This is a genomic window from Candidatus Contubernalis alkalaceticus, from assembly GCF_022558445.1.
Taxonomy (GTDB): domain Bacteria; phylum Bacillota; class Dethiobacteria; order SKNC01; family SKNC01; genus Contubernalis; species Contubernalis alkaliaceticus.
Genome location: NZ_CP054699.1, coordinates 2,233,654 through 2,242,500, shown reverse-complemented (window position 1 = coordinate 2,242,500; position 8,847 = coordinate 2,233,654). Strand labels below are relative to the sequence as shown.

General features: G+C 43.9%; 7 protein-coding genes and 2 rRNA genes (1 of these 9 only partly in view). All 9 read left to right on the top strand.

Annotated elements, in window-relative coordinates:
- A 23S ribosomal RNA gene (locus HUE98_RS11275) occupies nucleotides 1-3,015 on the top strand (it extends 190 nt beyond the left edge of the window).
- 351 nt (nucleotides 3,016-3,366) lie between these two features.
- Nucleotides 3,367-3,483, top strand: a 5S ribosomal RNA gene (gene rrf / locus HUE98_RS11270).
- 271 nt (nucleotides 3,484-3,754) lie between these two features.
- Entirely contained in the window at nucleotides 3,755-4,840 is a 1,086-nt protein-coding gene (gene arsB / locus HUE98_RS11265; RefSeq protein ID WP_241420747.1) for an ACR3 family arsenite efflux transporter, read from the top strand.
- 137 nt (nucleotides 4,841-4,977) lie between these two features.
- Nucleotides 4,978-6,021 carry a permease gene (locus HUE98_RS11260; protein WP_241420746.1) on the top strand — a complete coding sequence of 348 codons (1,044 nt, stop codon included), beginning with the start codon at nucleotides 4,978-4,980 and terminating at the stop codon, nucleotides 6,019-6,021.
- Nucleotides 6,022-6,078: 57 nt separating this feature from the next.
- On the top strand, nucleotides 6,079-6,318 hold the full coding sequence (locus HUE98_RS11255; RefSeq protein ID WP_241420745.1) for a thioredoxin family protein: 240 nt from the start codon (nucleotides 6,079-6,081) through the stop codon (nucleotides 6,316-6,318).
- Nucleotides 6,319-6,488: 170 nt separating this feature from the next.
- Complete coding sequence (locus tag HUE98_RS11250) at nucleotides 6,489-6,848, top strand: ArsR/SmtB family transcription factor (protein ID WP_241420744.1); 360 nt, start codon at nucleotides 6,489-6,491, stop codon at nucleotides 6,846-6,848.
- A 96-nt stretch (nucleotides 6,849-6,944) separates the two neighbouring features.
- Entirely contained in the window at nucleotides 6,945-7,136 is a 192-nt protein-coding gene (locus tag HUE98_RS11245; protein WP_241420743.1) for a twin-arginine translocase TatA/TatE family subunit, read from the top strand.
- 144 nt (nucleotides 7,137-7,280) lie between these two features.
- The gene (nadE, locus tag HUE98_RS11240) at nucleotides 7,281-8,009 is read left to right on the top strand and encodes an NAD(+) synthase (RefSeq protein WP_241423544.1); all 729 of its coding nucleotides are present in this window, start codon (nucleotides 7,281-7,283) and stop codon (nucleotides 8,007-8,009) included.
- A 65-nt stretch (nucleotides 8,010-8,074) separates the two neighbouring features.
- Nucleotides 8,075-8,827, top strand: coding sequence for a YebC/PmpR family DNA-binding transcriptional regulator (locus tag HUE98_RS11235; RefSeq protein ID WP_241420742.1), 753 nt, complete (start codon nucleotides 8,075-8,077; stop codon nucleotides 8,825-8,827).
- The last annotated feature ends 20 nt before the right edge of the window (nucleotides 8,828-8,847 follow it).

Here is an 8,847-nt window from a genome sequence, read left to right as displayed (position 1 = left end):
GGAACTGAAACATCTTAGTACCCGGAGGAAAAGAAAACAATAGTGATTCCCTTAGTAGCGGCGAGCGAAGGGGGAAGAGCCCAAACCTGTACCGTGTTAAATCCTGCCGGAGTTGCGGTATAGGGGTTGTGGGGATTGCTTTTTGACTGGCGGCAGCCATTCAGAGGAGTCAAAAACCTTGAGTTTAGTCGAATCTACTGGAAAGTAGAGCCACAGAAGGTGAAAGCCCTGTAGACGAAAAGCCCAAGGCTCCTCAAGCGATTACCCGAGTAGCGCGGGACACGTGTTACCCCGTGTGAATCAGGGAGGCCCACCTCCCAAGGCTAAATACTACCTGGCAACCGATAGCGGAGCAGTACCGTGAGGGAAAGGTGAAAAGCACCCCGGAAGGGGAGTGAAATAGAACCTGAAACCGTATGCTTACAAGCGGTCAGAGCCCTATTGGAGTTTACTCCAAGGGTGATGGCGTACTTTTTGTAGAACGGGCCGGTGAGTTACGATCAGCAGCAAGGTTAAGGCACTAAGTGCCGAAGCCGCAGCGAAAGCGAGTCTTAATAGGGCGACTATTAGTTGCTGGTCGTAGACCCGAAACCGAGTGATCTACCCATGGCCAGGGTGAAGCTCGTTTAAACGCGAGTGGAGGCCCGCACCCACCAATGTTGAAAAATTGGGGGATGAGCTGTGGGTAGTGGTGAAATGCTAATCGAACTCGGAAATAGCTGGTTCTCCCCGAAATAGCTTTAGGGCTAGCCTCAAGATAAAAGAATCGCGGAGGTAGAGCACTGATTGGGCTAGGGGCCCTACAAGGTTACCGATCTCAGTCAAACTCCGAATGCCGCAGATTTGTTTCTTGGGAGTCAGACTATGTGAGATAAGTTTCATAGTCAAGAGGGAAACAGCCCAGACCGTCAGCTAAGGTCCCTAAATTCAGGCTAAGTGGAAAAGGATGTGGAATTGCCCAGACAACCAGGATGTTGGCTTAGAAGCAGCCACCATTCAAAGAGTGCGTAATAGCTCACTGGTCAAGTGATTCTGCGCCGAAAATGTAACGGGGCTAAGCCTGATACCGAAGCTACGGCTTATTGGAGGTTAGAAGTTAGAGGTTGGAAATTGGAAAAAGATTAGAGGTATGAGTTGAGCAGTCAAATTAGACGTTCAGCCGTCAGTATCCCATTAAATATCGCCAAGAATACGATATATTGGGAAAGCAGCTAAAGTGAGCTGATACAAACCTGGCGAAAGATCTAACCTCCAACATCTAACTTCTAACCTCCAGTAGGGGTAGGGGAGCGTTCCATACGCATAGAAGCTATACCGTAAGGAGTAGTGGAGTATATGGAAGTGAGAATGCCGGTATGAGTAACGAAAAGGCGAGTGAGAATCTCGCCCGCCGCAAGCCTAAGGTTTCCTGAGGAAGGTTCGTCCGCTCAGGGTAAGCCGGGACCTAAGCCGAGGCCGAAAGGCGTAGGCGATGGACAACTGGTGGATATTCCAGTGCCACCTTTATCCGTTAATAGCGAAGGGGTGACGCAGGAGGGTAGGTACAGCGCACCGTTGGTTGAGTGCGTCTAAGCGTGTAGGTAGCAGGGATAGGCAAATCCGTCCCTGTGTTGATCCGAGGCGCGATGGGGAGCGAAATTTAAGTAGCGAACTGGCTGAACCCACACTGCCGAGAAAAGCCTCTAGTCAGGATAAAAGGTGCCCGTACCGCAAACCGACACAGGTAGGCGAGGAGAGGATCCTAAGGCGCGCGGGAGAACCCTTGTTAAGGAACTCGGCAAACTAACCCCGTAACTTAGGGAGAAGGGGTGCCCCATTAGGGTGAGAGGACTTGCTCCTTTAGCCTGAAGGGGTCGCAGAGAATAGGCCCAAGCGACTGTTTACCAAAAACACAGGTCTCTGCTAAGTCGTAAGACGAAGTATAGGGGCTGACGCCTGCCCGGTGCTGGAAGGTTAAGGGGAAGGGTTAGTGAGTTTTTCGGAACTTGCGAAGCTCTGAACTCAAGCCCCAGTAAACGGCGGCCGTAACTATAACGGTCCTAAGGTAGCGAAATTCCTTGTCGGGTAAGTTCCGACCCGCACGAAAGGCGTAACGACTTGGGCGCTGTCTCAACAAGGGACCCGGTGAAATTGTAATACCTGTGAAGATACAGGTTACCCACGACAAGACGGAAAGACCCCGTGGAGCTTTACTGCAACCTGATATTGGATTTTGGTACTGGATGTACAGGATAGGTGGGAGGCATCGATATGTGGGCGCCAGCCTGCATGGAGCCACTGTTGGGATACCACCCTTTCAGTATTGGAATTCTAACCTTTGGCCGTGAATCCGGTCTAGGGACAGTGTCAGGCGGGCAGTTTGACTGGGGCGGTCGCCTCCCAAAATGTAACGGAGGCGTCCAAAGGTTCCCTCAGCGCGGTTGGGAATCGCGCGTAGAGTATAAAGGCATAAGGGAGCTTAACTGTGAGACCGACGGGTCGAACAGGGACGAAAGTCGGGCTTAGTGATCCGGTGGTTCTTAGTGGTAGGGCCATCGCTCAACGGATAAAAGCTACCCCGGGGATAACAGGCTTATCTCCCCCAAGAGTCCACATCGACGGGGAGGTTTGGCACCTCGATGTCGGCTCATCGCATCCTGGGGCTGTAGTAGGTCCCAAGGGTTGGGCTGTTCGCCCATTAAAGCGGTACGTGAGCTGGGTTCAGAACGTCGTGAGACAGTTCGGTCCCTATCTGTCGTGGGCGTAGGAAACTTGAGGAGGTCTGTCCCTAGTACGAGAGGACCGGGATGGACGGACCGCTGGTGTATCAGTTGTTCTGCCAAGGGCATAGCTGAGTAGCCAAGTCCGGGAGGGATAAGCGCTGAAAGCATCTAAGCGCGAAGCCTTCTCCAAGATAAGGTTTCCCATCCGTAAAAGGAATAAGACCCCAGGAAGAAGACCTGGTTGATAGGCCGGAAGTGTAAGAGCAGTAATGCTTTCAGCGGACCGGTACTAATAGGTCGAGGACTTGACCCACAAAAAATTCGTTTCCGCTGTACAGTTTTGAGAGAACAAACCTTCTCTATAATTTTACGTTTGTAGAAAGAATCTTAAGAGAACAGTTTAAAAATAAGACGTGAGCATCACTTTCAAAGTCATATTGTTTAAGCTGCAAGTCTGCGGAAGAATCAAGTGAACAGTTCGATTTAAAAATCAGAAGTAAGTACAGATTCTTATAAGCTGCAAGTCAGTGGAATGAATCTGTGTGAACAGTTCGATTGAAAATCGTGTGAACACGGATTCATTCCACTGACGAGCTCTCTATAAAAGTAAAACCAGTTCCATTACAAAATCGTGTGAACACAGATTCATTCAAAGATAACCTTTTCTGGTGAAGATAGCGGAGGGGCCACACCCGTTCCCATCTCGAACACGGAAGTTAAGCCCTCCAGCGCCGATGGTACTTGGGACGCGAGTCCCCGGGAGAGTAGGTCTTCGCCGGAATTAATTTTAAAAAGAGACCCTTTTAATGTTAAAGGGGTCTCTTTTTGTGTTTGAAAATAACATAAAAACGTTGTAATTAAGGATAATAGGAAAAAAAATTATTGGAAAAATAAGAATAAGTGTTGAAGGTTGAGGAAATACGTGATACTATATTAGTAAATTCTAATATAGTAATAAAGGAAGAATAGTTGAAAAAATTTATTGATTTGTTGACCTTTATAATAGGTTGAATAATTTAAAGTAAAATAAAATTATTTTGGAGGAAAATAAGATGGCATTGGAAGAACAAGCGAAAAAAGCCAAATCCTTGGGATTATTCGAAAAATATTTAACCCTATGGGTACTGATATGCATGGCGGTGGGAACATTACTGGGATTTGTATTTCCTGGATTTGCAGCGGCCTTAGATCGGTTGCAGGTATATAATGTTTCTATTCCCATTGGTATATTATTATTTTTCATGATTTATCCCATTATGGTTCAGATTGATTTTCAGACTGTTGTAGAGGCGTTTAAAGCTCCTAAGCCGGTGATTATTACTCTAATTATAAATTGGGCTATTAAACCATTTACCATGGCCTTTATTGCCTGGTTTTTTATGCGAATTGTATGGGCGCCTTTTATTCCCACTGATGCTGCAGATATGTACATTGCCGGTATGATTCTCTTGGGGATTGCTCCCTGCACGGCTATGGTGTTGGTATGGAGTTACTTGGCCAAAGGTAACATGGGGCATACTCTGGTTATGGTGGCCATAAACTCATTAACTATGCTATTTTTATATGCGCCCCTGGGAAGCCTGCTTTTGAGTGTGGCTGATGTCCCTGTTCCGTTTCTTACTATTATTTTATCGATTGCTTTCTATGTAGGGCTGCCCCTGGTGGCCGGTTATATTACCAGAACCAGGTTAATACAAAGCAGAGGGTTAGAATGGTATGATAGTGTTTTCTTGCGATCCATGGGAAGGATTTCGATTTTTGCGCTTTTGGTTACCCTAATTGTGCTGTTTATCCTGCAGGGTGAGGTAATTGTAATGTTCCCGCTGGTTATTTTAATGATTGCCATACCACTAATCATTCAGACTTTTTTGATCTTTGGAATTGGCTTTTTCACTTGTAAATTTACCAAAGTTTCTTATGAGGATATGGCTCCTACATCAATGATCGGAGCCAGCAACCATTTTGAAGTAGCTATAGCTGTTGCAGTAATGCTCTTTGGTTTAGGTTCCGGGGCCGCGCTGGCTACAGTAGTGGGAGTGCTTATAGAAGTACCAATCATGCTGCTGCTGGTGAGGATTTGTTTAAGATATAAACACCTGTTTGCCTCCCGGGAAGAACTATTGCTAAAGGAAGAATAGGTGAAAGATACGAAAAAAAGGAGGGGATGGATCTAGGTAGTAGTTTTAGTTTTGGGAGTATTTAAGGGTTTACAGCAATATTCATTTATTTAAAATGTAATAGTTAAATTACCAGTTTTTAACCGGAGGTGGAGAAAATGTATATAGAGATATTGTTAAGTGGTCTTTACGCGCTGCAGTATTATCTTTCTGCGCATGTGCTTACTTGTTTAATTCCGGCCTTTTTTATAGCCGGAGGTATTGCCGTTTTTATATCCAGTACTTCAATATTGAAATATTTTGGACCGCAGACCAAAAAATATTTATCTTACAGTGTAGGTTCAGTTTCCGGTGTAGTGCTGGCTGTCTGCTCCTGCACCATCTTACCTCTATTTGCAGGGATTTACCGCAAGGGGGCGGGACTGGGTCCAGCCATAACCTTTCTTTATGCGGGGCCGGCCATCAATCTGCTGGCCATTGTACTGACTGCCCGGGTACTGGGATTTGAACTGGGAGCCGGCAGAGCCATTGGGGCAATAATATTCGCAGTTGTTATTGGGGTAATTATGTCTCTGGTGTTCGGGAAAGAGGAAAAGGAAAAGAAAGATAAGTTTGTTGAACTTCCCCAGGAAGAAGGAGGTAAAACCGGGGGGCAGATGCTGGTGTTTTTTGGACTCCTGGTGGCCATTCTGCTTTTTGGTACTGCAGGGATTTCTAACCTGAGTAAAGTTCTAATTTTATCGGTGCTGATTTTGGTTCTGGTCTTTGTCCTTAAAAAGTGGTATACCCGGGAGGAAGTTACGGAATGGTTCGGGGAAACATTCAACCTGGTTAAGTTAATTTTTCCTATTTTGCTGGTGGGAGTATTTGTGACCGGTATGTTGGAACAAATTATTCCTCCAGATTGGATTTCGGGTTATGTGGGGCAGAATACTCTGCAGGCTAATTTTTTGGCTTCCATATTCGGATCACTGATGTATTTCTCAACTCTAACGGAAGTTCCTATTTTAGAAACATTGAGGAATTTAGGGATGGGTAATGGTCCTTCGTTAACTTTACTTCTGGCCGGTCCGGCCTTGAGTTTGCCTAATATGCTGGCTATTAGAAATATAATGGGAACGAAAAAGACGGCTGTTTATGTTGTTTTAGTGGTAGTTATGGCTACTATAACCGGAATGATTTTCGGGAATATCTATCCTTAAATATTTATTCATAGGGCGATAAATGCATGAAAAATGTAATATATGGGAGGTAGTAATATGGAAATTAAAGTATTAGGTCCAGGCTGTAAAAAGTGTGAGGCCCTGCAGAAAGCGGTTAAAGAGGCTGCCGACGAACTGCAGACAGATATATCTATTACTAAAATTACTGATATGGAAGAAATACTGGACCATGATGTAATGATGACCCCTGGATTGGTCATCAATGGAAAAGTTAAAGCTTTTGGGAAGGTGTATAAAAAAGATCAAATTAAAAAGTGGATTCAAGAAGAAATGTAATCGGGGAGAAGGGGAAATTATTATAGTTTCCCCTTCTCTTATTTAATCTCGTAAGAACTTTAACCCCGACTAATAAATATTTTAGTATAAGAAAATTTTAAAAAATATAGTGAATATTTTGATATAATATAAATAAATAAATTGTATGTTCTTAAGTGGAGGGGAATTAAATGCAAAATGACATTCTCCAAAAAAAAGCAGAATATTTTAAAGCTTTATCACATCCTACACGGTTAAGAATTTTAGAACTGTTGACCAAAGGGGAATACTGTGTGTGTGAAGAAATATGTGTATGTGATCTGCTTAGAGAGTTGCGGTTGGAGCAGTCAAATGTTTCGCAGCATTTGGCTGTATTGAGGAAGCAGGGCATTGTTACGGCGCGGAAACAGGGGATGAAGGTTCTTTATTCTATAAAAAACCCCAAGGTGTATGAAGTTATAGATTATGTGTCTAAAATAATTAAACAGGAAATAATGGATGACGTGACCCTTGTTGAGCAGTTGAAAACTACTGTAAAAAAAAGTGTTTAAAATTAATTTGATTTTTTTCTTCTACAGGTTTATTATAAAAATAGATAGAATAATTAATTATTCGTTTTACACACACTGCCTCAAGGGGGTACCAGTATGATAGGAAGACTTGGATCTACGGAGCTATTAATTATTTTTGGCGTTGTGCTAGTTGTTTTTGGCCCCAGCAAATTACCTGAATTGGGAAGGTCCCTGGGTAGAGGCATCCGAGAATTCAGACAAGCAACCCACGGACTAAAGGAAAGTATTGAGGTGGAGGTAGAGGATCCAGACAAAGAAGAATTATAGATTGATGTTTCATAACAAAAAGGATACAATGCTTTACAGGTTGTATCTTTTTTGTTACATTGACAAGGATTTGGGGGACTTGTCAGGGGGACGGTTCTTCTGACAACCCTGGTATAACTTGTGAGGAGTTGGCATTTTAAATTGATGGAAAAATATATAGCAAAATTGGTAGATTGGATAGAAGAACAGGTAAAAGAGGCTAACGCTCAGGGAACTGTCTTTGGATTAAGCGGAGGAGTGGATTCATCGGTGGTGGCAGCCATCTGTAAGAGGGCGCATCCTAAACAATCATTGGGAGTAATTATGCCTTGTTACAGTGAACCAATGGATGAGGAACATGCTCTGCTGGTGGCGGACAGTTTATGTCTGCAGTTTAAAACTATTCTTTTGGATGATGTTTTTGACCTGATGCTGCAAAAGTTTGGGAATGACAGCGAAGTGGAGCATAATGATCTGTCTGTTGCCAATATAAAACCACGGCTTCGGATGACCTGTTTGTATTTTTATGCGGCCCGACATAATTATCTGGTGGTAGGAAGCAGCAATCGCAGTGAACTGGAAGTAGGTTATTTTACCAAGCACGGTGATGGAGCGGTTGATATCATGCCTCTGGCCGGTTTAACCAAGGGTCAGGTGACGGAAATGGCCCATGTGCTGGATATACCCAGAGAAATATTAGAAAAGCCTCCCTCCGGTGGGCTTTGGCCGGGACAGACTGACGAGGCTGAGATGGGAGTAACCTATAAACAGCTGGATAAATTTCTTTTGACCGGGCAGGGTGAAGCAAAGGTTCGGGAGACAGTAAAAAAGATGAATAAGAAGAGCCAACATAAGAGAAAAATTCCCCCGGTTCCCCGCTTTACCTTTGAATAAAATAATAGTATATGCTAAAATGACTATTGTATTAATATTTGGTTATTTTTAAAGGAGCTGAACTTATGGCGGGTCATTCAAAGTGGGCAAACATTAAACATAGGAAGGCCAGGGTGGACGAACAGAAGGGTAAAATATTTACTAAACTATCCAAGGAGTTGATGGTGGCTGCCCGTGAAGGTGGAGGGGACATTGATACAAATTTTCGTTTACGCTTAGCGGTTCAAAAAGCTCGGGAAGAGAATATCCCCAATGATAATATAAATCGTGCTATCAAAAAAGCCCTGGGAGATAATGAAGGTATTAAATTGGAGGAAATTACTTACGAAGGATATGGACCCTCCGGTGTAGCCGTAATGCTGGATATAGTGACAGATAACCGCAATCGCACCGCCGGGGAAATTAGAAACATTTTATCCAGAAATGGTGGAAATTTAGGTGAGACCGGGTGTGTTGCCTGGATGTTTTCACGGCAGGGGTACATTTCAATAGAAAAGGGCCAAATCTCCATGGATGAGGATGAAATTATGCTGCTGGCTCTGGAGGCGGGGGCAGAGGATTTTAGGGTTGAAGAGGACATTTATGAAGTTATAACAGTACCTGAAAATATGGAAAAGGTAAAGGAAATCCTAACAGGTGAAGGGATTGAAATGAAAATATCTGAGCTCACTATGGTTCCACAGAGTGTAGTTGAAATTAATGACCAGGATGAGGCAGCTCAAATAATCAGCCTTATGGAAACCCTGGAGGACCATGATGATGTTCAAAATGTATATGCCAATTTTGAGATACCGGAGGAATTGATGAATTCTTTGTAAACATGGAGGTAACCTGTATA

Excerpts from the sequence above, each read along its gene's own strand:
- arsB (WP_241420747.1), top strand. The coding sequence starts at position 3,755 with ATGGCATTGGAAGAACAAGCGAAAAAAGCCAAATCCTTGGGATTATTC.
- HUE98_RS11260 (WP_241420746.1), top strand. The coding sequence starts at position 4,978 with ATGTATATAGAGATATTGTTAAGTGGTCTTTACGCGCTGCAGTATTAT.
- HUE98_RS11255 (WP_241420745.1), top strand. The coding sequence starts at position 6,079 with ATGGAAATTAAAGTATTAGGTCCAGGCTGTAAAAAGTGTGAGGCCCTG.
- HUE98_RS11250 (WP_241420744.1), top strand. The coding sequence starts at position 6,489 with ATGCAAAATGACATTCTCCAAAAAAAAGCAGAATATTTTAAAGCTTTA.
- HUE98_RS11245 (WP_241420743.1), top strand. The coding sequence starts at position 6,945 with ATGATAGGAAGACTTGGATCTACGGAGCTATTAATTATTTTTGGCGTT.
- nadE (WP_241423544.1), top strand. The coding sequence starts at position 7,281 with ATGGAAAAATATATAGCAAAATTGGTAGATTGGATAGAAGAACAGGTA.
- HUE98_RS11235 (WP_241420742.1), top strand. The coding sequence starts at position 8,075 with ATGGCGGGTCATTCAAAGTGGGCAAACATTAAACATAGGAAGGCCAGG.